The 20,859-nt window shown below is 72.3% G+C and carries 18 protein-coding genes; 5 read left to right on the top strand and 13 right to left on the bottom strand.

The window, feature by feature from the left end; genetic code table 11:
• Positions 1–74: 74 nt before the first annotated feature.
• From ITJ68_RS00990 to ITJ68_RS00975, 4 genes are all read right to left on the bottom strand, one after another.
• A complete protein-coding gene (locus ITJ68_RS00990) occupies positions 75–953 on the bottom strand; it encodes an aldo/keto reductase (protein ID WP_071269498.1) in 879 nt (292 codons plus the stop codon).
• A gap of 65 nt (positions 954–1,018) precedes the next feature.
• The gene (locus tag ITJ68_RS00985; protein ID WP_416354624.1) at positions 1,019–1,612 is read right to left on the bottom strand and encodes a YdeI/OmpD-associated family protein; all 594 of its coding nucleotides are present in this window, start codon (positions 1,610–1,612) and stop codon (positions 1,019–1,021) included.
• A gap of 42 nt (positions 1,613–1,654) precedes the next feature.
• Positions 1,655–3,070, bottom strand: coding sequence for an FAD-binding oxidoreductase (locus ITJ68_RS00980; RefSeq protein WP_194659507.1), 1,416 nt, complete (start codon positions 3,068–3,070; stop codon positions 1,655–1,657).
• Between the two features lie 162 nt (positions 3,071–3,232).
• Entirely contained in the window at positions 3,233–3,760 is a 528-nt protein-coding gene (locus ITJ68_RS00975) for an acyl-CoA thioesterase (RefSeq protein ID WP_194659506.1), read from the bottom strand.
• 128 nt (positions 3,761–3,888) lie between these two features.
• On the opposite strand from ITJ68_RS00975, the gene ITJ68_RS00970 reads away from it, so the two are divergent.
• The gene (locus tag ITJ68_RS00970) at positions 3,889–4,875 is read left to right on the top strand and encodes an aldo/keto reductase (protein ID WP_194659505.1); all 987 of its coding nucleotides are present in this window, start codon (positions 3,889–3,891) and stop codon (positions 4,873–4,875) included.
• Positions 4,876–4,932: 57 nt separating this feature from the next.
• On the opposite strand, the gene ITJ68_RS00965 is transcribed toward ITJ68_RS00970, so the two are convergent.
• Both ITJ68_RS00965 and ITJ68_RS00960 read right to left on the bottom strand, forming a co-directional pair.
• Entirely contained in the window at positions 4,933–5,415 is a 483-nt protein-coding gene (locus ITJ68_RS00965; RefSeq protein WP_194660144.1) for an FBP domain-containing protein, read from the bottom strand.
• 219 nt (positions 5,416–5,634) lie between these two features.
• Positions 5,635–6,360, bottom strand: a complete 726-nt coding sequence (locus tag ITJ68_RS00960; protein WP_194659504.1) for a methyltransferase domain-containing protein — start codon at positions 6,358–6,360, stop codon at positions 5,635–5,637.
• 35 nt (positions 6,361–6,395) lie between these two features.
• Between ITJ68_RS00960 and ITJ68_RS00955 the strand changes: the two genes are divergently transcribed.
• Positions 6,396–6,599, top strand: a complete 204-nt coding sequence (locus tag ITJ68_RS00955) for a hypothetical protein (RefSeq protein ID WP_194659503.1) — start codon at positions 6,396–6,398, stop codon at positions 6,597–6,599.
• 262 nt (positions 6,600–6,861) lie between these two features.
• On the opposite strand, the gene ITJ68_RS00950 is transcribed toward ITJ68_RS00955, so the two are convergent.
• Positions 6,862–7,767: a helix-turn-helix transcriptional regulator gene (locus ITJ68_RS00950; RefSeq protein WP_194659502.1), complete on the bottom strand. Its 906-nt coding sequence runs from the start codon at positions 7,765–7,767 to the stop codon at positions 6,862–6,864.
• Positions 7,768–7,898: 131 nt separating this feature from the next.
• Positions 7,899–11,117, bottom strand: coding sequence for a hypothetical protein (locus ITJ68_RS00945; RefSeq protein ID WP_194659501.1), 3,219 nt, complete (start codon positions 11,115–11,117; stop codon positions 7,899–7,901).
• 220 nt (positions 11,118–11,337) lie between these two features.
• Between ITJ68_RS00945 and ITJ68_RS00940 the strand changes: the two genes are divergently transcribed.
• Positions 11,338–12,168 (top strand): oxidoreductase, encoded by an 831-nt coding sequence (locus ITJ68_RS00940; RefSeq protein WP_194659500.1) that lies wholly within the window; start codon positions 11,338–11,340, stop codon positions 12,166–12,168.
• A gap of 71 nt (positions 12,169–12,239) precedes the next feature.
• On the opposite strand, the gene ITJ68_RS00935 is transcribed toward ITJ68_RS00940, so the two are convergent.
• From ITJ68_RS00935 to ITJ68_RS00925, 3 genes are all read right to left on the bottom strand, one after another.
• On the bottom strand, positions 12,240–13,490 hold the full coding sequence (locus ITJ68_RS00935) for a hemolysin family protein (RefSeq protein ID WP_194659499.1): 1,251 nt from the start codon (positions 13,488–13,490) through the stop codon (positions 12,240–12,242).
• Positions 13,491–13,600: 110 nt separating this feature from the next.
• A complete protein-coding gene (locus ITJ68_RS00930; protein ID WP_194659498.1) occupies positions 13,601–14,659 on the bottom strand; it encodes a M23 family metallopeptidase in 1,059 nt (352 codons plus the stop codon).
• Between the two features lie 53 nt (positions 14,660–14,712).
• A complete protein-coding gene (locus tag ITJ68_RS00925; RefSeq protein ID WP_194659497.1) occupies positions 14,713–15,360 on the bottom strand; it encodes a TMEM175 family protein in 648 nt (215 codons plus the stop codon).
• Positions 15,361–15,438: 78 nt separating this feature from the next.
• On the opposite strand from ITJ68_RS00925, the gene ITJ68_RS00920 reads away from it, so the two are divergent.
• A complete protein-coding gene (locus ITJ68_RS00920) occupies positions 15,439–15,933 on the top strand; it encodes a hypothetical protein (protein WP_194659496.1) in 495 nt (164 codons plus the stop codon).
• Between the two features lie 4 nt (positions 15,934–15,937).
• Here ITJ68_RS00920 and ITJ68_RS00915 read toward each other — a convergent pair whose 3' ends face one another.
• A complete protein-coding gene (locus ITJ68_RS00915; protein ID WP_194659495.1) occupies positions 15,938–17,635 on the bottom strand; it encodes a cation:proton antiporter in 1,698 nt (565 codons plus the stop codon).
• Positions 17,636–17,777: 142 nt separating this feature from the next.
• Between ITJ68_RS00915 and ITJ68_RS00910 the strand changes: the two genes are divergently transcribed.
• On the top strand, positions 17,778–19,988 hold the full coding sequence (locus tag ITJ68_RS00910; protein WP_194659494.1) for an NADP-dependent isocitrate dehydrogenase: 2,211 nt from the start codon (positions 17,778–17,780) through the stop codon (positions 19,986–19,988).
• 240 nt (positions 19,989–20,228) lie between these two features.
• Here ITJ68_RS00910 and ITJ68_RS00905 read toward each other — a convergent pair whose 3' ends face one another.
• Positions 20,229–20,687 (bottom strand): DUF3817 domain-containing protein, encoded by a 459-nt coding sequence (locus ITJ68_RS00905; protein WP_194659493.1) that lies wholly within the window; start codon positions 20,685–20,687, stop codon positions 20,229–20,231.
• Positions 20,688–20,859: the final 172 nt, after the last annotated feature.

Below are 20,859 nucleotides of genomic sequence, written 5' to 3'. Positions count from 1 at the left end.
ATCCCGCGGGATCGTCGACCGGATCTGTCAACGCTGGATCCGGGATCCGCTGTCCTCAGCGGATCCCGGTCGTGTCACTCGTGCAGGCCGGCGAGCTCCTGGAACTCGTCGTCGGTGAGCTCGACCGTGGCACCGGCGAGGTTGTCCTCGAGGTGCGCGACGCTCGACGTGCCGGGGATCGGCAGCATCACCGGGGAGCGCTTGAGCAGCCAGGCCAGGGCGACCTGTGCGGGCGTCGCCTGCTTGCGCTCGGCGAGCTCGGTCAGCGGGGAGTCCTCGCCGGTCAGGCCACCGGTCGCGAGCGGGAACCACGGGATGAAGCCGATGCCCTGCTCCTCGGACCAGTCGAGCAGCGCCTCGGAGGACCGGTCGGTGAGGTTGTAGAGGTTCTGCACGGAGACGATCGTCGCGATCTCCTGCGCGGCCTTGACCTCGTCGACGGAGACCTCGGACAGGCCGATGTGACGGACCTTGCCCTCGTCCTGCAGCTTCTTCAGCTCACCGATCTGGTCCTCGAGCGGGACCTTCGGGTCGATGCGGTGCAGCTGGAACAGGTCGATGCGCTCCAGACCGAGGCGGCGGAGGCTCATCTCGGCTTCCTGACGCAGGTACTCCGGGCGGCCCACCGGCGGCCACTCGTTCGGGCCGGTGCGGGTCAGGCCGGCCTTGGTCGCGATGACGACGTCGTCGCCGTAGGGGTGCAGGGCCTCCTTGAGGAGCTCCTCGGCGACGTAGGGGCCGTAGGAGTCGGCGGTGTCGAAGAAGTTCACGCCGAGCTCGACGGCGCGCTTGAGCACGCGGATCGCCTCGTCGTGGTCCTTCGGCGGTCCCCAGACCCCGGGGCCGGTGAGCTGCATGGTGCCGTAGCCGAGGCGGTTGACCTCGAGGTCGCCACCGATGCGGAAGGTGCCGGAGGCGTCGGCCGGACGTGTCGTGGTGTCGCTGTTCGTCATCACTCCGGTGTACGCCGTCTCCGCGAACGCACGGTGAGCAACCGGCGACGTCCTGTCCCCCGACGTCAGCGTGTCGGGCGCGGGTACGGCGTCTCGCCGCGGTCGAGCATGGCGACGAGCTTGGCCAGCCGGGCCGCGCGGGTCGCGGGGTTGGGCGCGGTCATGACGCGGTGCAGCACGGCGTACCGGTTCGTGGCGTCGAGCTCGGCGAACAGGGCGGCGGCAGCGGGTGCGGTGTCGAGCGCGGCGGTGAGGTCGTCGGGCACCGTGGCGGTCGCCGACCCGGCGTAGGCACGGTCCCACCGGCCGTCGGTCTTCGCGCGGTCGATCTCCGCCTGCCCGCGCTCCCGCATCCGCCCCTGCGCGACGAGCGTCGCCACCAGGCCGATGTTCCGCTCCGACCACAGCGAGGCCTTCCGTCGCGGCGTGAACCGCTGCAGGAAGGTCACCGTGTCGTTGCTGCGCTTCTGCCCGTCGATCCAGCCGGAGCAGAGCGCCTCGTCGAGGGCCTGCGCGTACGTCAGGGTCGTGGGCTCCGTCGTGCCCTTCTTGGCGAGGGCGAGCCAGACGCCGTCGGAGTCGTCCTCGTGCTCGTCGAGCCAGGCGCGCCAGGCCGCGGTGTCGGCGACGACGAACGGCTCGATGTCCATGCCGGTCATCGTAGGACGGGGCGTGCCGCCGGGTCAGACCCAGCGCGCGTCTCACACCCAGTGCGGCTGCGCGAACACCCCGTCCGGGTCGGCCTGCTCGGCGATGCGGTGCAGCCGCGAGGTGTTCACGTCGAAGTACGCCGACGGGTCCGTGATCGCCGCGTCGCAGTAGTTCGCGTACGCAGCGTCACCCCATGCCGGGCGCATCGCGGCACGGAAGCCACGCACGTACTGGTCGAACGGTGCCGGGTCCGCGCCGTTCGCGAACACGGCCGTGTACTGCACCGTGTACAGCGCCGAGCGCCACGGGAAGGGGGTGTCGGTCCGGCCGACGTCCGCCACGACACCGCCGAGGGCGTCGAGGGACACCCCGCCCTCCGCCATGCCGGCGACCGACCCGGACCGCTCGGCCTGCTGCACGAGGACCGCGACCTGCGCGTCCGTCAGTGCCGTCGTGCCGATCGAGGACGTCGCCGCCTCGGACACCCGCACCGGCTTGCCGGCGAGCTCCTGCATCGCCTGGCCGTACGTCAGCTCGTCCGCCGTGTGCCGGGTCGGCGTCGCACCGGTCGCGGCGATGAAGCCGTCGACCGAGGCGTCGGCGCCGGACTTCGCACCGGTCCACACGCCGGTCACCGTGACGGACGGGCCACCGGTGTGCCGTGCGCCGCCCAGGAGCTTCAGCGTCGACCACAGCTGCCGGTCCGCCGTCGGCGCCCAGTCCTGCCACGCGCGCACCACCGCAGCGGCGGCCGACCAGGGGAAGGAGATGCTGAAGAGCAGGACGGGAGGCGCGGGCTGGGTCCGGAACGTCAGGCTCGTCACGACGCCCACTGTCCCGCCGCCCCCACCGCGGCAGGCCCAGAACAGGTCCGGTTCCCGGGACGACGAGACCTCGTGCACGGCACCGTCAGCCGTGACGATCGTGGCGCCGGTGAGCTGGTCCGAGGTCAGGCCGAACGAGCGGACGAGCACGCCGACACCCCCGCCGAGCGTCAGGCCGCCGATGCCGACGGTGGGGCACGACCCCGAGCCGATCGCCCGACCCGCCTTCGCCAGGGCGGCGTAGACGTCGGCGAGCTGCGCGCCGGGGCCGATCGTCACGGACTCCCCCGACACCTGGACGTCGTCGAGCCCCGCGGTGCTGATCACGAGCGATCGGGGGACGTCCGTGCCGGCAGCGCCGCCGGCCGACCAGCCCGTGTACGAGTGCCCGCCGGCGCGGAGCGCGACCGGCGTGCGGGTGTTCCGGGCGAAGGCGAGCCCGGCGACGACGTCGTCGGCGTTCGCCACCCGGAGGATGCCCTGCGGGTCGGCGTCGTCGAACCGGGGGTTCTCGAGCACGCGTGCTGCGTTCCATCCCCGGGCGCCCGACCGGAGCACCGCCCCCGTGGTCGCCGCGGCCAGGGCGTCCCAGCTGTCCGGACCGGAGCCCGTCGGCGGGGCGCTCGCGGTCGTGCTGGGCACCGGCGTGCCGCTCGCTCCCGAGGTCGTCGTGCCGGACGGTCTCGGTGCCGGGGACCCTCCGCTGCAGGCGGCCAGGACCCCGGCGATGCCGAGTCCCACACCCCCGGCGATGAGTCCCCTGCGTGTGGTCGTGCTCCCCGGTGGTTCCGTCACGGGACCTGTCTACCCCGCGGTGGAGCTGATCCGGACGGCGTCGGCCCAGGCGCGGACCCACGCCGGCAGCGCCAGGTCGGAGGGAGCGCCCCCGACGGCGTCGAGCAGCTCGGCGGATGCCACGCTGCCCCCGGCGGTCCGGAGGAACCGGGCCTGCACGACCGCTCGGGCGACGACGGTCCCGCGCCGGACGAAGGTCTGCTCGATGTACGTGGCACGCTCGTCCACGCCGAGCACCCGCGTGACCAGGTCGAACCGCTGCCCGAGCGTCAGCGACCGCTTGTACGTGATCGTCTGTGCAGCCACCACCGGGTACCAGCCCCGTCGGGTCAGGTCGCCCCAGAACCCTGACCGGATCATCAGGTCGAGCCGCCCGAGGTCGAGCAGTGCCAGGTACCGGGCGTTGTTCGTGTGCCGGAGCGGGTCGAGGTCGGTCAGGGTCACCCGGAACGGGGTCCGCGCCTCGTCCCACAGCGACCGCCGCCGCGCTCGCCGGGTGCGGAGGTGCAGGAGCAGCAGACGGAAGTACAGGTTCACCCCCTGATCAGACCAGGTCGGTCGTGCCGGTCCCCGTCCCTTGGAGGAACCACACGATGCGGGGCCGCTCGTGACGGGTACGACCGGTGCCTCCCTCCAACCCGGGTGCGCGGAGTAGACCGGGAGACATGCAGACACGCAAGCTCAGTGACCTCGAGGTCGGCCCGATCGGCCTCGGAACGATGGGGATGAGCGCCTTCTACACCGGCGCCGGCACGGACGACGACGAGTCGGTCCGCACCATCCACCGCGCGATCGACCTCGGTGTGACGCTCTTCGACACCGCCGAGGCGTACGGCCCCTACACGAACGAGGAGCTCCTCCGCCGGGCCCTCGCCGACCGCCGCGACGACGTCGTCATCGCGACGAAGTTCGGCCTCATCACCCACGAGGCCGGGGAGACCACCCCCGCCCGCGGCCGCGGCATCAGCTCCGCGCCGGAGTCCGTGCGGGAGGCCCTCGAGGGCTCCCTCCGCCGCCTCGGCACCGACCACATCGACCTCTACTACCAGCACCGCGTCGACCCGGCGGTCCCGATCGAGGACGTCATCGGCCAGCTCGCCGAGTTCGTCCAGGAGGGCAAGATCCGCCACATCGGGCTCTCCGAGGCGAGCGCCGCGACGATCCGCAAGGCGAACGCCGTCCACCAGATCACGGCCCTCCAGAGCGAGTACTCCCTCTGGACGCGCGACCCCGAGGGCGACGTGCTCGACACCCTCCGCGAGCTCGGCATCGGCCTGGTCCCCTACTCGCCGCTCGGCCGCGGGTTCCTCACCGGCACGATCACGAAGCCCTCGGACCTCGACGCCGACGACTTCCGCTCGGCGAACCCCCGCTTCCAGCAGGACGCCTTCGAGACGAACATGCGCATCGTCGACGAGGTCAAGCACGTCGCGGACGAGGTCGGCGGCACCCCTGCCCAGGTCGCCCTCGCGTGGCTGCTCGCCCAGGGCGACGACGTCGTGCCGATCCCCGGCACGAAGCGCGTCTCCCGCCTCGAGGAGAACGTCGCCGCGGCGGACCTCACCCTGAGCGCGGAGCAGGTCGAGCGCCTCTCGGCGCTGCCCGCCCCGACCGGTGACCGCTACCCCGACATGTCGAGCATCGACCGCTGACGCAACCCGACGGCGGACAGGAGGCTCCCCACCGGACACGGACGAGCCTCCTGTCCGTCACAGGTCGGTGGCGAAACCGGCCGCGCGGAGCTGCAGGTCCTCGATCCGGCGGAGCCGGGCGGCGTCGACGTCGAAGCCCTCGTAGGCCAGCGGCGGGGTCTTCCGGACGTTCGCCGAGCACTGGAAGTCCTGGCACACGAGCGTCCCGACGGTGTTGCCGTTGCGCCCGGCCGGGCCGGACCGCTTGGCGCTGTAGAACACCACGTCGTTCGGCAGCCGGACGTCCTGGCACCACGAGCACTGGGCCCGGGATCGCGGTGAGGCCTCGGCCTGCCGGAGCAGCACGCCGATCAGGTCGCCCTCGAGGGTCGGCACGACGACGGACGCGCGGCGAGGGCTCTTCGGGTCGCGCCACCCGAGGAAGTCGAGCGCGTCCCAGTCCAGGGTCGCGAAGTCGGCGGGCAGCGTCAGGTCACTCGTCTCCCTGCGGGAGGCGTTGACGAAGGACGCGCGGATGGTCTTCTCGCTGATGGGCAGCATGGTGAGCCGTTCTGTGGTGCCGCCCGGGGCGCGCGTGCGCCGCACCGGGCGGGTGTTCTGGGAGGGGACGACGACTGGGGCCACGTCGACGACGTGACCCGGGGCGTCAGGCCCTGATGCCGGCGTGGACGCCGACGACCTCCTCGGAACGGTTGCTCACGGGTCCAGCCTACGAGGCGGTGTCAAGACGGACGGTCCGCGCCGTCAGGGCGTGAGGCGTCAGGGCGTCGCGGTGAGCAGGACGAGCGAGCCGTCGTGGGACGGCCGGACGCGGAGCGCGCCGTTGCGGTCGTCCCAGGCGCCGGACTCGAGCGCGGTGCGGAGCGCGGCGACCGAGCGGGCGGCGCTCATCTCGTCGACGAGCCCCCAGGCGTCGTCGGCTCGACGCGCGGCGGGGTCGAGCAGCCGCTCGGGGCGGCCGTAGTAGGCCTCGGAGAACCCGTCGACGCACGTGAAGGGGATCGGCACGCGGGTCGTGGTGACGTCCCCGCCGAGGGCGTCGGCGATGCGGTCGGGAGTCGGGTGGCGGCGGGCGTCGGCGGCCGTCACCTCGGGGGCGTACTCGGCGAGCCAGGAGTCCTGGATCCGGGCGGGGTCCCGCGTCAGCACGACGACCGGGCCACGCGTCACGCGCCGCATCTCGGCCAGCGCACGGTCGAGGTCCTGCCACCGGGGGACGGAGAACGCGGTCATGGCCGCGTCGAACGTGTCGTCGGGGAAGGGCAGGTCCGCGGTCGGCTCGACGGCGGTGACGTCCCGGTCGTGCGGCGCGTAGGACACCGCGGCGTCGGCGTCGGTGCTGACGTGCAGCACGGTGCGGGCGTCCCCGAGTGCGGCCTTGACCGCCCGGGCGAAGGCGGGTTCCGGGCGGCGCCACCGGGTGCTGTCCACGCCGGTGCTCCCCTGGTCGGCGTTGCCCGCCGTTCCGTCCGCGCGCCTGGTCACGCGGCTCAGCCTACGGCGGGCGCTAGGGTCAGCACATGGTCGCCGCCTCGGGTTTCAGCTTCGTCTTCGTCCTCTACGGTCTGCTCGTGCTCGCCGTCGTCGTGCTCGTGATCGCGCTCATCGTGCTGTCCGTCGCGGCGATCCGCGTGCTCCGGCTGTCCGCGCGGGAACGTGTGCTCCGGATCGAGCGCCTGGAACGTGCTGCGCTCGACGACGACGGGGACCCGACCGCCATCTGAGCGGAGGCCCGCGCACGCCCGCCGGAACCGCGCGCGTGGACCGGGACCGGACGCCGGTGCCGGACGCCGGTCCCGGACGTCGCACAACCGAAATCGGCTCGCGCCGCCGAACTCCGTGGCGCGAGCCGATCCTGGTTGTGCGGCGCCGGCCGGAACCACGCCCGTGCCGGCCGGAACCGTGCGACCCGCGGCCGGAACCGTGCGCCCCGCGGCCGGAACCGTGCGCCCGGCGGCCGGGACAGCACCGGGCGGCGCGGACTGCTCAGTCGACCGACTCGGACTCCGTGGCCCGGGCCGCGGCGAGCTGCTCCGCGCGCTCCGTCGCCGCCCAGGTCCCGAGGAGCGCGAGCGAGCGCTCGGACTCCGACCCGGGCTCGGCGCTGTACGTGAACATCGTCAGGCCCTGGTCAGCGACCAGGTCGAGCGCCTCGTAGTCCAGGTCGAGTGCGCCCACGACCGGGTGGCTGATCCGCTTCTTGCCGGTGCGGTGCAGGCGGACGTCGTGCTCGGCCCACCAGGAACGGAACTCCTCGCTGCGGGTGGAGAGCTCGCCGACGAGCGTCACGAGCCCGGGCTCGCACGGGTTGGCGACGGCCGCGGCGCGCAGGATCGCGACGGAGTCCCGCGCGGTCTGGGACCAGTCGACGAAGAACGTCCGCGCGGCGGGGTCGAGGAACGTGAAGCGGGCGGTGTTCACCGGGCGACCGGGTCCGGCGAACATCGGCGCGTACAGGGCACGGCCGAGCTCGTTCGCCGCGAGGACGTCCCCGCGCTCGTTCCGCACCCACGCCGGCGCGCCGGTGATGGCGTCGAGGAGTCGTTGCACGCCGGGACGGATCCGGGTCGGCATGGTCTTGTGCATGGTCTTCACGCCGGAGTTCGCGAGCCGGGCGAGGTCCCAAAGGTGGGTGCGCTCGTCCTCGTCGAGCTGCAGCGCCCGCGCCAGCCCCTCGAGCACGCTGTCGGAGACGCCCTTCAACGTGCCGCGCTCGAGCCGCGTGTAGTAGTCCACGCTGACGCCCGCGAGCATCGCGACCTCGTGCCGCCGCAGCCCGGGCACCCGACGGACCCCACCGCCGAACGACGGCATGCCCGCCTGCTCTGGCGAGATCCGAGCCCGCCGCGTGGACAGGAAGTCGCGGATCTCCCCGCGCACGTCGATACCCATGCGGCCCAGGCTACGTCCTGGTCCCGAGAGCGAGACAGGCACTGGTCGTACCTGGCCGCTCAGGGGCACCTGGCCGACACGACGAGAGCGGGTGACCTCTCGATCACCCGCTCCCGTCGACCAGTGTGTGGCTACTTGTGCAGGCGCCCCGACAGTGCGGTCGTGGTGCCGTTGGTGTAGCCGGCCTTCTTGGCGGTGACGGTGACCGTCAGTCGCAGGCCGACGTCCTTCGACGTCGTCGTGTAGGTCGACTTCGTCGCCCCGGCGATCGCCTTCCCGTCACGTGACCACGCGTAGCTGAAGGTGACCCCGCTCGCGTTCCACGTCCCGGGCTTCGCGGTGATGGTCCGGCCGACCTGCCACGACCCGGAGACGGTCGCACTGCTGCCCGCCTTCAGCGTGAGCTTCGGCGTGGGTGCGACGACCGTGATGGTGGCCCGGGCCTCCCGGCCGGAACCAGCGCCGACGGCGGACACGGTGATCGCACCGAGGTCGGCGTCGGCCGGGACCTGCAGGGTCCCGGCGACCGCGCCGCTCGACCCGGCGACGGCCGTGTCGATGACCGTCGTCCCGGAGCGGAACGTGACGCCTTCGCCCTGACGGAAGCCCGTGCCCGTGAGCAGGACCGTCGTGCCCGTCGTGCCCGACGTCACCTTCGTGGCGGAGGTGCCGAGCGCCACCGGGGTGGCCGCGGCGGTCCGCTCGGCGCAGACGTCGCCCTGCTTCCCGACCGGCGCGATCGCCTTCGCCGGCGCCGTGACGCCGTCGTCCTCGCGGACGGTCAGGGTGGTGAACGCGGACGCGCCCATGACGGCGTTGCTGGTGTTCGTGACGCTCACCTTCAGGGCGGAGCTGGGCGTCGCCGAGGCGACCGTGTTGCCGGCCGTCGGCACGGTGACCGCACGGCAGGTCTCGCCCGGTGCGAAGGTCACGCGCTCCATGCCGACGCCGACGGTGCCGGTCGCCGATCCGAGGACGCTGACGTACGCGGTGACCGGACGGGAGTCGGCACGCGACAGCGAGACGGCGACGTCGGCGGTGCCGGGGCCGGCGCCCTCCTCCACCGCGGTGGGGGCGACGTTGACAGTGGTGCGCGTCCGGGCGACGGCGGTGCCGACGCTCGGGGTGTCGAACGCCAGGTCGGACAGGTAGACCCCGCCCGTCCCGGTGCCGTCGGCGCCGACGCCCGCGGTGAAGCGGACTTCGCGGACGTCGGTGAGGTCGAGCCCGGTCATCGACGCCGTGGGGATCGTCAGCTGCTGCAGGACGATCTTGTTCAGCGTCGTGTTCGTGCCACCGGGCATCCGGTTGACGGCGAGCGGGTTGACCGCCGAGGCGGCGGTGGACCAGCTGCCGCCGGAGCCGTCGAGGACCGTGATCCGGAAGTCGGTACCGGTGGGCACGGCCTCGTCGGGGGCGGTCTTCACCGTCAGCTGGCTGCTGCCGGAGACGTTGCGTGCGGACGCGGGGACCGAGACGCGGAGTTCACCGGTGCTCGGGGCCGCGGGGTCGGTGGTCGACGCTCCGGTCCAGAGGAACCGGGTGGTCGGGTACGTCGGCACGTTCGGCGCGAAGGAACCGGGCGTCCAGTGCGGGACCTGTGCCGACCCCTTCGTGGTGGCGCAGAACGGGTTCGACTGGGGCAGCGTGCGACCGGTCAGGTTGGTGCAGACCGCGGCGGTCGCACTGCCGACGGTGCGGGTGAGGGAGCTCGACGAGGCGAAGTCGGTCACGAGCTGCGTCTTCGAGGTGGGCTGCGCGGCCATCGTCCGGACGTCGGCGAACGGCGTCGCGGTCGTGGTGGGCTTGACCGATCCGTCGAACATGGGCTGGAACTGGGTCTCGCCGCCCATGGTCAGGCGGAAGAAGCCGGTCATGTAGCTGACACCGACCTGGTACTCCTGCGCAGCGGTCAGGCGGGTCGAACTGGTGGTGGCACACGTCGACGTGGTGTCGTTGACGTTCCAGTCGTCGCCCGTGGCGGCCGGGTACAGACCGGGCGTCCACACCGTGTTGAAGAAGTTGTGGTTCGCGCCCATCACCCACACCGCGGACCGGAGCACCTCGTCACCGAAGGCGTGCCGGGAGTCGTCGATGAAGTGCTGTCCCTGCTGGTTCGACACGTCGCCGTCGCAGTAGGGCAGGAACACGGCGGTCGGGACGTCCGGCAGCGTCATGCGGCCGAAGTCGACCGGCGCGAGCGGCAGGACCGCCTCGATGCCGTACGGCTTCGGGAGCGCCTGGTTGAGGGTCGCGGCCGAGACGACGCCCTCACCGCCGCGGGAGTGGCCCATGATGCCGACGTGCGTCAGGTCGAAGCGACCCTTGAGCGAGGCGGCGGTGACACCAGCGTCGGCGGCGGGCTGGTCGGCGCGGGTCGTGGCGCGGACGAGCGCGTCGTCGAGGGTGCGTGTCGTCGTCGTGCTCGGGCTCGCGGTGGTCGCCGTGGTGACGTCGTCGTAGGACACGGGCGTCCCGGCGTCGGCCTTGCCGAGCATCCCCAGCGTGTCCAGGATGAGCTGACCGCGGGCCTCGGCACCGTAGTCGAGCGCGAGCTGGTTGTCGTTCGAGTTCACGGCGTTCGCGGCGATGGACACCACGTTGTAGCCGCGGGTGGCGAGCGCACGCGCGGTGCCCTCGTAGCCGAGGTACGAGCGGACGTTCATCTGCGTCGGACCGCACGGCCAGCGCAGCGGGTTCGCGCCGGTGCCGGAGCAGGAGGTGTGCCGTCCGTGCAGGAGCACGACGGTCGGCCGCTCCCCGGCGGCACTGGTCAGGTACATCTTCCCGGTGAGTTCACCGCGGATGCCGCCGATCGCCGCGAGCGGGACCGCCTGGTCGCCGAAGTCGTACTCGGCCTCCGTCACCGTGTAGGCGCCGGGTGCCGACGGGTCCTCCACAGCCTCGGCCGTCGCGAGCGACTTCATCTGCCGCTTGAGGGTGCGGTTCTCCGGCACGGGCGGGGTGACCGGGACCGACGTCGTCTCGGTCGCCTTGTCGGCGTCGCCGCTCGACCAGGCCTTGGTGACGTCCGTCGCCCTGGCGACGGACGGGTCGGCGGTGAGGACCTGGAGGGTCTTCCCGTCCGCCGACTCGGTGGCGAGGCCGATCGGCTCGCCGTCCACGACGAGCGTGGGGGCGTCGTCGACCATCGGCAGCGGTGCGTCGAGGTCGAGGGACACGAGGTACCCGCCAGGAGCGGTCGTGACGTCCCAGTCGCTGCCGGAGGCGACGACGGGGTCAGGGGTCGGTGCCGCGAACGCAGGGACTGCGGTCAGGGCGAGGGCGGGAGTCAACGTGGCGGTGATCGCCAGTGCGGCGAGTCGACTCCGGGAAGGGGTTCTGGACAAGGGGCTCCTCGTGTGAAGGGTTTCTCATGAGGAAGCTTGGAGCCAGCTGCGGGTCTGCTCGCGGTCGGAAACGGTCTCGTAACGAACCATTGACGGCCGGGAAACACAGCAGGTGTCGGTCAGCCGCAGAACGCAGACGACCGCCTGGACGGGGCTGTGGACGGGCACGGTCCCGCGGGAGCGCACAGCACACACTGGACGAGGGGCGTTGCATGGAGCCATGACCGACACCACCTGGTTCATCACCGGCTGCTCCACCGGGCTCGGACGCGCGTTCGCCGAGGCCGTCCTCGCTGCGGGCGGCAACGTCGTCGTCACCGCGCGTGACGCCTCCCGCGTACAGGACATCGCCGACACCGCCCCCGACCGCGCACTCGCCCTGGCGCTCGACGTCACCGACCCCGCTGCCGTCACGGCCGCGGTCGCCGCCGCCGAGGAGCGCTTTGGCCGCGTCGACGTGCTCGTGAACAACGCCGGCTACGGCTACCGCGCCGCCGTCGAGGAGGGCGAGCCCGAGGCCGTCCAGACCCTCTTCGACACCCACGTCCACGGCCCGACGGGGCTGATCCGCGCCGTGCTGCCCGGGATGCGTGCCCGCGGGACCGGCACGATCGTCAACATCTCGTCGATCGGCGCCCGCATCTCGCCCGAGGGCTCCGGGTACTACTCGGCGGTCAAGGCCGCGCTCGAGGCCCTGTCGCTCTCGCTCCGCAAGGAGCTCGCGCCGCTCGGCATCGACGTCATGGTCGTCGAACCCGGCGGGTTCCGCACGGACTTCGCGGGCCGGTCGCTGACGCAGTCCGCCAGGCCGATCGAGGCCTACGCCGACACCGCCGGCAAGCGCCGGATCGAGCACGACACCGCGCACGGAACGCAGGCAGGTGACCCGGCGAAGGCCGCGCAGGCGCTCATCACCGCGGTCGAGGCCGACCAGACGCCCTTCATGCTGCTCCTCGGCAACGACGCGTCGGACGGCTTCCGCGCCGCGCTGGACGCGCTGCGCGCCGAGGTCGACGCGTGGGAGTCCGTGAGCCGGGGCACCGACTTCTAGCGGCCCGGCTGCTCAGGTCCCATCTGCCGGACGGGAGGCTCGGTGCCAGTTGGCGCCGAGCCTCCCGTCCGTCATCTGGTCGCGATCGTGACGCTGGCGACGCGGTGACCGTCCATGGCGGTCACCTCGAGGCGGTGGTCGCCGACCTCGACGACGTCGCCCACGGCGGGGACGCGGTCCAGGTGCACCTGCACCAGGCCGCCGACCGTCTCGTAGTCGCCGTCGGGCAGGGCCGGTCCGCCGTCGGCGTGCAGGTCCTCGAGGACGGTCGCGCCGTCCACGCCGTCGCCGTCGGACACCGGGGCGTCGTACTCGTCGCGGATGCGCCCGACGAGGTCCTCGAGCAGGGCCTCGAGCGTGACCATCCCGGCGCTGCCGCCGTACTCGTCGACGACCAGGGCGATCTGGTGCCCGGCGGTCCGCATCTCGGTGATGGTGCTCGAGAGCGACTTGGTCTCCGGGAACGCGGGGACCGGTCGGGTGATCGTGGCGACCGGTGCGGCAGGGTCCTCCGGTCGGAGGAGGTCGCGGAGGTGCACGAAGCCCGTGACCTCGTCACGCGAGCCGCCCGTGACGACGTAGCGGGTGTGGCCGAGGTCGAGCGCTCGGTCGATGGCCTCGGCGATCGTGAGGTCGTCCTCGAGCGTGGCCACGTCGAACCAGGGCCGCATGGACTCGCGGAGGATCCGGCCCTGGGCGTCGAGGGCGCTCCGAGCGATGCGCCGACCCTGTTCGTCGATGGCGCTGTGGTCGGACACCAGGCCGCGGAGCTCCTCGGTGCTCATCGACTCGCTGCGGGCGTGCGGGTCGCCGCGGAGCAGCCGGACGACCGCGTTCGTGCTCGCGGACAGCAGCCAGATCACGGGGCGCATCAGGACCGCGAAGCGCTCGAGGGTCGGGGCGACGGCCAGCGAGAACCCCTCGGCGCGCTGCAGGGCCAGACGCTTCGGCACGAGTTCGCCGAGGACGAGCGAGAGGTAAGCGATGACGAGCGTCATCGCGACCAGTGCGACGGTCTCGGCCGTGACCTGGGACAGCCCGAGGCCCTGGAACACCGGGGCGACGTCGGGGGCGATCGAGGACGCGCCGTACGCGGCGGAGAAGAAGCCGGCGACCGTCACGCCGATCTGCACGGCGGACAGGAAGCGGTTCGGGTCACGGCCGAGTGCGGCGACACGGGCACCGCGGGTGCCGCGGTGTTCGAGCTGCTGGAGCTGGGACTCGCGGAGGGAGACGAGGGCGATCTCGGCGGCGGCGAAGACCCCGCCGACCAGGACGAAGACGACGACGAGGGCGAAGGCGATCCAGGTGTCGGCGCCCATCAGCGGTGCGGGTCGGTGTCGAGGAGCGGGCTCGGACTTCGGGGGTCATCCATGCCTGTGAGCCTGCACAGGCCAGCTGGGCGACGGCCGCGGTGGTGCTGTGGAACGCCCTAGAGCGTGCGACCCGTGTGCGACTCGATCCACGCGCGCGGGTCGACCGGCAGGGTGCCGTCCATGAGGACCTCGAGGTGCAGGTGCGCACCCGTGGAGACGCCCGAGGACCCGACGCTGCCGAGGAACTGGCCGGCGTCGACGCGGTCACCCACCCGCAGCGGCGAGGAGCCCGGGATCATGTGCCCGTAGAGCGTTGACACCTTGCGGCCGTCGACCACGTGGTCGACGATCACGGTCTGGCCGTAGGAGAAGTAGACGCCGGACACGCGGACGGTGCCGGCGGCGACCGAGCCGATCGGGGCGCCCATGCCGGGGTTGAAGTCGAGGCCCTGGTGCAGCGACGAGCACGCGCCACAGGGGGCCGAGCGCCAGCCGAAGCCCGAGCTCATCCGCACCGGGCCGGGGAACGGCGAGCGGACCGCGCCGCCGTCCGTGACCTCGGCGCCGCTGTTCACCGCGCCGGCCGTCACTGCGCCCGTGCCGCTCGGTGCCGCGACGACGACCTGCTTGGCCTCGTTCACCGTGAAGCCGTCGCGGGAGGTCGAGGCGCTGGCGACCGCCTGGGTCACGGCGTAGTCCTGCGTGCGGACGGTCGGCGCGATGGTCGACGTCGCCATCGAGGTGTTGGCGCTGGCGTGCGCGGGCATCGCTGCTGAGGCGAAGAGCACGACGGCGGCGACGGCGCTCACGACGGTGAGGCGGCTGGTGCGCTGCGTGCGGGTGGCGGTGGTGGCCGCCGCGGTGCTGCGGGTGCGGGTGCGGGCTGCGGGGGTCGTCGGGGCGATGGCCTTCGGCGTCCTCGGGGTCCTCGCCGCCGTGGGGGCCTTCGCGGGCTTGACTGCCGTCGGTGCCTTCGTCGGCGTGGCCACTCGGGGGGTCGCCGCCGGCACGGCTGCTCTCGGGGCCTTCGCCGGTGCCGGAGCGGCGTGCTCCTGCGGGACGACCGGCGTGACCGGCCGGGCGGCGGCTGCGCGCTCGGCCTGCAGGGCCGCTCGACGGGTCAGGTGCACCACCGGGGTGTCCGGGTGCTGGTCTGCGTCGCGTGGAGTCGTCATGGCCGTCGACCATTCTGCACGAAGCTGTCCAGTTGTACAGCCCCCCATCGGCGTCAGGACGCGTCAGGAGTGCGGTGCCGGTGCAGGTCCCCGGCGTGGTGACGTCGTTCCAACCACCCCGAGACCCACCCGGCCGGGACCAGCAGGAAGAGCCAGTACGGCCCACCGGCGGGCACGAAGACGGCCCCGATGAGGGCGACCACGAGCGAGATGAACGTCACGGCGCCGTCGATCGGGTGGAGCAGCGCGCGACCGTCCTCGCGGAGAAGATCCGGGTCGCGCCACACCGCCCACTGCATCACCGTCATGCTCAGGCTGGTCACGGCGATCGTGCCGATGTACAGCGCGTTGACGCCGACGTCGTGGGTCGTCTGCGCGATGAGGTTCGATGCGAACGGCAGGAAGGCGATGCTGGCGAGCCAGACGAAGTTCACCCGCAGCACCAGGGTGGAGTACGAGCGCGTGGCCTCGAACAGGCGGTGGTGCGAGAGCCACAGGCGCGAGATGACGATGAAGCTCACGAAGAACGCGACGACGGTGCCCACGTGGTCGGCCAGCAGGTCACCGAGGGACTCGTGCTGGATCTCGTCAGCGACGTCGACGAGCGGCAGGAGCAGCAGCGTGATGGCGATCGCGACGGTGGCGTCCGAGAAGTTGACGAGGCGGTCGAGCCCTCGGTCGGTCCGCAGCGTCGGCGTCATGGCGTCAACCTAGCGGCACGCAGGCGCTCCGCACCGGTCGTCGGTACTGTCCAGGGCACTCAAGCGGAAGGACCCCTCATGGCCCGAACGCCTCGGGAACGCCACGACCCCGTCGACCTGCAACACGCCGAGGTCGTCCTCGCCGGCACGCAGGAGCTCCTGCCCGTGCTCCGCGCCGCGGCCGTCCGCGCCGGCGTGGACGCCACGCGCATGCGGGTGGTGGGCGTCGACGACCTGCCGGACCCGACCGACCACGCCGAGGCCGAACTGGCGGTCATCGCCATCCGCCGTCCCGGGGACGACCCGGCCTTCCACCGCGCGCAGGACGCCGCCGAGAAGATCGACCCGCTGATGGCCCCGAACGCGGTGCGCATCGTGGTGACGGTGTCCGGTGCGACGCGGCTGGCGCCGAAGCTCGAGCGGACGCTGACCACCGAGGTGCTGCACCAGATGGGGGCCGCGGCTGCACCGTTCGGGTTCCGACGACCCTTCCGGAACCTGCGGAAGCGCCTCGGGCTCGCGGCGCTGCAGACCGCCGGTGTCCGGGTCTTCCGGATCACGATCGGGCACTGACGCCTCAGGCGGCCGGACCGCCCCGCAGTTCGAGCGCGATCTGCTCCGCGTCGAGGTTCCTGAGCACGGACTCCAGCACCTCGGCGTCGAACGTGCCGTCGTCGCGGGCGTCGAGCAGTGCCGCACGTTGGCGGTCGAGGACCCGGAGGCGCCGGACCTTCTCCTGGCCGAGCCACGCGCGGAGTTCGGCGGGGTCAGCGGCTTCGAGCTCCTCCCGCGTGCGCTGTGTCGACGGAGTGGGGTCGTCCGCCTGCGTGGACTCCGCCGCGGCACGCATCACCACGAGGAGCCGACCGCGTTCCTCGACGTCGGCCTGAGCCCGGTCGGCGGCCGGTGGGCTGATCCGTCGCAGCAGCGGACCGATCGTGCCGCCCTGGAGCAGCAGGGAGAACCCCGCGACGGCGAAGGCGACGAACACGAGCAACGACCGCTCCGGCGTGTCCTGCGGCAGCGTCTGGGCCGCGGCGACCGTCACCGCGCCGCGCATCCCCGCCCACACCACCGTGGTGCCCTCACGCCAGCCGAGTGGGGCCGCGCGGAAGTACTGGATGTCCGCGAGCATCTGTCGGACCCGGCCGCCGAACCGCTCGAGGTCCCGTTCGGAGGGCGTGCGGTTCCCGAGCCGGTGCTCCTGCAGGGCGGCGCTCGCGGTCTCGCGGTCGGCGTTCCGGTAGTCCTGCAGCCGGTCCTGCATCCGGGCCTGGCGTTCGGCGCTCCGCGTCAGGCCGAACAGCAGCGGGACGACGTACGCGGCCCGCACCAGGACCGTGAGCACGAGGGCGCCGAGGGCGATGAGGAGCGCCGGCCCGACGCCGGCGTGGTCCTGCTGCACGTCGCCGATGATCGACGCCAGCTCGAGTCCCATCACCAGGAAGACCGCGCCCTCGAGCACGAACTCGACCGTGCCCCAGTTCTGCGCGTCCGACAGGCGGTGGTTCGGCGGCAGCACGCGCGGCGCCCGGATGCCGGTGACCAGTCCGGCGACGACGGCGGCGACGAGGCCCGAGGCGTGCAGGGACTCCGCGGGGATCGAGGCGACGAACGGCACCGCGAACGACAGTGCCGTGTTGACGGTGGGGTTCGCGACGCGGGCACGGACGACGAGGTTGAGCCACCCGACGACCAGGCCGATGGCGACGGCGACCGCCACCGCGAAGGCGAAGTCCCCGACGGCGCCCCAGAACGAGAAGGTGGCGCCCGCGGCGACGATCGCCGTGCGGAGCAGCACCAGCGCCGTGGCGTCGTTGAGGAGCGATTCGCCGTCCAGGATCGCGACCACCCGGCGGGACACCGAGGTCTGCTTCACGATCGAGGTCGCGACCGCGTCGGTCGGGCTGACGATGGCGCCGAGGGCGATGCCCCACGCCAGGCCGAGGTCCGGCACCGCCCAGGCGAAGAACAGCCCGAGCACCAGGGAGCTCGCGACGACGAGCACCACCGACAGGCCGCTGATCGCGCCGAACTCCCGCCGGAAGTTCATCGTCGGCATCGAGACGGCGGACGAGTACAGCAGCGGGGGCAGCACCCCGGCGAGGATCCACTCCGGGTCGACCTCGACGGTCGGGATCCACGGCACCAGGCTCGCGACGATGCCGACGGTCACCAGGACCAGGGGCGCGGCCACGCCGATCCGGGGCCCGAGCACGGCGGCGCCCGCGATGACGAGCAGGGCGACGATGCCGGCCACGAGGAGTTCTGTCACGTGCCCAGGGTGGCACCGATCGGCCTCCACAGGTCGGCGTCTCGGAGGCCTCCTCCACAGCCCATGTATCTTGATGTCGAGATACTGCTCACCGCGAGTAGCGTGGAGCCACCGACGCGCGAACAAGGGAGTACCCGCCAGCATGGCCAAGATCATCTACACCCTCACGGACGAGGCGCCGTTCCTCGCCACCCACTCCTTCCTCCCCGTCATCAAGGCGTTCGCCGGCACCGCCGGTGTGGACGTCGAGACGCGGGACATCTCCCTCTCCGGCCGGATCATCGCGCTGTTCCCCGAGCGGCTCAGTGCTGAGCAGCGGATGGACGACGCCCTCGCCGAGCTGGGCGACCTCGCCAAGACGCCAGAGGCCAACATCATCAAGCTGCCGAACATCTCGGCGTCGATCCCCCAGCTCAAGGTCGCGATCACCGAGCTGCAGTCCCAGGGCTACGACCTGCCCGACTACCCGGACGAGCCCAGCACCGACGCTGAGCGCGACGTCCGCGCCAAGTACGACACCGTCAAGGGCAGCGCCGTCAACCCGGTCCTGCGCGAAGGCAACTCCGACCGACGCGCACCCCTGTCCGTGAAGAACTACGCCCGCAAGCACCCGCACCGCATGGGTGCGTGGAACGCCCACTCGAAGACGAACGTCGTGACGATGGGGGTCGACGACTTCCGCGCCAACGAGAAGACGTGGGTCGCGCCCGCCGACGACACCCTGACGATCACCTTCGTCGGGTCGGACGGCACCGAGCAGGTCCTCAAGCAGTCGATCCCCGTGCTCTCCGGCGAGGTCATCGACGGCACCGTCCTGCACGTCGGGCCGCTCGAGCAGTTCCTCCGCGCGCAGATCCAGCGCGCCGCGGACGAGGGCATCCTGTTCTCGGTGCACCTCAAGGCCACGATGATGAAGATCTCGGACCCGATCATCTTCGGCCACGTCATCCGCGCCTTCTTCCCGGACGTCTTCGACCGCTACGGCGCCGACCTCGCCGCCGCCGGGCTCACCCCGAACGACGGCCTCAACTCGATCCTCACCGGGCTCGACGCCCTGCCGAACGGCGCGGAGATCAAGCAGGCCTTCACGGACGGCATCGCCGCCGGCCCCGAGCTCGCGATGGTCGACTCGGACAAGGGCATCACGAACCTGCACGTCCCGAGCGACGTCATCGTGGACGCCTCGATGCCCGCGATGATCCGCACCTCCGGCCACATGTGGGGCCCGGACGGCGACGAGCACGACACCCTCGCCGTGATCCCGGACTCCAGCTACGCCGGCATCTACCAGACCGTGATCGAGGACTGCCGGGCCAACGGCGCCTTCGACCCGTCCACCATGGGCTCGGTGCCGAACGTCGGCCTCATGGCGCAGAAGGCCGAGGAGTACGGCTCCCACGACAAGACCTTCGAGGTCCCCGGTGACGGCACGGTCCGCGTGACGAACGCCGCCGGTGACGTCGTCATCGAGCACCAGGTCGCCCAGGGCGACATCTGGCGTGCGTGCCAGACCAAGGACGTCGCCATCCGCGACTGGGTCAAGCTCGCCGTCACGCGTGCCCGTGCCTCGGAGACCCCGGCCGTGTTCTGGCTCGACGACAGCCGCTCGCACGACGCCGCCCTCATCGAGCTCGTGCACCGCTACCTCGGCGAGCACGACACCGACGGCCTCGACATCCGGGTGCTCTCCCCCGTCGACGCCATGCGCCTCTCGCTCGAGCGCATCCGCCGCGGCGAGGACACCATCTCCGTCACCGGCAACGTGCTCCGCGACTACCTCACTGACCTGTTCCCGATCATGGAGCTCGGCACCTCGGCCAAGATGCTCTCGGTCGTGCCGCTGCTCGGCGGCGGCGGGCTGTTCGAGACGGGTGCCGGTGGTTCCGCACCGAAGCACGTCCAGCAGCTCGTGCAGCAGAACTACCTGCGCTGGGACAGCCTCGGGGAGTTCCTGGCGCTCGCCGTCAGCCTCGAGCACCTCGCGGGCGTCACGGGCAACCAGCGCGCGAAGATCCTCGGCGCGACCCTCGACCGTGCCACCGGGACCTTCCTCGAGCAGGACAAGTCCCCGGGCCGCAAGCTCGGCTCGATCGACAACCGCGGCAGCCACTTCTTCCTGGCGAAGTACTGGGCCGAGGAACTCGCCGCGCAGACCGAGGACACCGAGCTGGCGGCGGCGTTCGCGGAGATCGCCCGGCAGCTCGACGCCCAGGAGCAGACCATCGTCGACGAGCTCGTCGCGGTGCAGGGCTCCCCGGCCGACATCGGCGGCTACTACCACCCGGACGACGCCAAGACGAGCGCGATCATGCGTCCGTCCACGACGCTGAACGCGGTGCTCGCCGCGCTCTAGACGCGACCAGGCCCACCGACAGGAGGCCCGGTGCCAGCTGGCACCGGGCCTCCTGTCCGTCTGCCCGCCCGTCCGGCACCGGAGCCCGCCGAGTGGTCACCAATCGTCGTCCCGGGGACTCCTGAGCGGCGTCCCCTGGCCGCTCGGCAGACGTGAGCGGGGTGTTGCGACCGGTCGCGGCGGCGCGGGCGCGACCGGCGCGGGCGCGACCGGCACAGGCGTGGCCGGCGCGGGCGCGGGTCAGCGGGACGGGACCGGCGGGCCGATCGTCAGCAGCACCACGAAGACGAGGGCCACCAGGACCACCCCGACCAGCGCGGCCACGAACGGGTGAGCGACCACCAGGAAGAGCAGGCGGTCGAGGGGGCCGGGGCGCCGACCGTCGGACGCCGACCGACGCCACGGCCCGTCGAGCATGCCGCGGCGGGCGACGCCGACCTCGAACGGCAGCGTCGTGTACGGCACGATCGCGCTGGCCCACCCGAGCAGCGTCGCGCCGACCGACCACCGCTGGTTCACCGCGACGACCGTCGTCACGACGAGGTAGGCGAGGAACACGAAGCCGTGCACGCTCCCGCCGATGCGCACCGGCAGGTCACCCAGCCCGGCGCCGTACTTCAGCACCATGCCCACGAGGAGCATCGTCCAGGTCACGAGTTCGGCGACCGCGAGGACACGGAACAGGGAGCGAGGCGTCATGCCTCCATCGTCCCGGACGGGTCTTGGGAACCACCGCTGAGATCGCACTCGGTGTCGGCTCCCGGAGACCGGAGGCGACACGAAGTGCGATCTCAGCGAGCAGCGCGAGCACCGCGAGCAGCGCGAGCACCGCGAGCAGCGCGAGCAGCGCGAGCAGCGCGAGCGGGCCGCG

The sequence above is a fragment of the Curtobacterium sp. VKM Ac-1395 genome (assembly GCF_015350975.1).
In the GTDB taxonomy this organism is placed as follows: Bacteria; Actinomycetota; Actinomycetes; order Actinomycetales; family Microbacteriaceae; genus Curtobacterium.
This window is presented reverse-complemented; position numbering and strand designations above follow the sequence as displayed.

Coding starts and splice junctions, on each gene's coding strand:
- ITJ68_RS00905 (WP_194659493.1), bottom strand. CDS start 20,687: ATGACGCCTCGCTCCCTGTTCCGTGTCCTCGCGGTCGCCGAACTCGTG.
- ITJ68_RS00965 (WP_194660144.1), bottom strand. CDS start 5,415: ATGCTGCCCATCAGCGAGAAGACCATCCGCGCGTCCTTCGTCAACGCC.
- ITJ68_RS00940 (WP_194659500.1), top strand. CDS start 11,338: ATGACCGACACCACCTGGTTCATCACCGGCTGCTCCACCGGGCTCGGA.
- ITJ68_RS00935 (WP_194659499.1), bottom strand. CDS start 13,490: ATGGGCGCCGACACCTGGATCGCCTTCGCCCTCGTCGTCGTCTTCGTC.
- ITJ68_RS00930 (WP_194659498.1), bottom strand. CDS start 14,659: ATGACGACTCCACGCGACGCAGACCAGCACCCGGACACCCCGGTGGTG.
- ITJ68_RS00990 (WP_071269498.1), bottom strand. CDS start 953: ATGACGAACAGCGACACCACGACACGTCCGGCCGACGCCTCCGGCACC.
- ITJ68_RS00985 (WP_416354624.1), bottom strand. CDS start 1,612: ATGACCGGCATGGACATCGAGCCGTTCGTCGTCGCCGACACCGCGGCC.
- ITJ68_RS00950 (WP_194659502.1), bottom strand. CDS start 7,767: ATGGGTATCGACGTGCGCGGGGAGATCCGCGACTTCCTGTCCACGCGG.
- ITJ68_RS00910 (WP_194659494.1), top strand. CDS start 17,778: ATGGCCAAGATCATCTACACCCTCACGGACGAGGCGCCGTTCCTCGCC.
- ITJ68_RS00970 (WP_194659505.1), top strand. CDS start 3,889: ATGCAGACACGCAAGCTCAGTGACCTCGAGGTCGGCCCGATCGGCCTC.
- ITJ68_RS00925 (WP_194659497.1), bottom strand. CDS start 15,360: ATGACGCCGACGCTGCGGACCGACCGAGGGCTCGACCGCCTCGTCAAC.
- ITJ68_RS00955 (WP_194659503.1), top strand. CDS start 6,396: ATGGTCGCCGCCTCGGGTTTCAGCTTCGTCTTCGTCCTCTACGGTCTG.
- ITJ68_RS00920 (WP_194659496.1), top strand. CDS start 15,439: ATGGCCCGAACGCCTCGGGAACGCCACGACCCCGTCGACCTGCAACAC.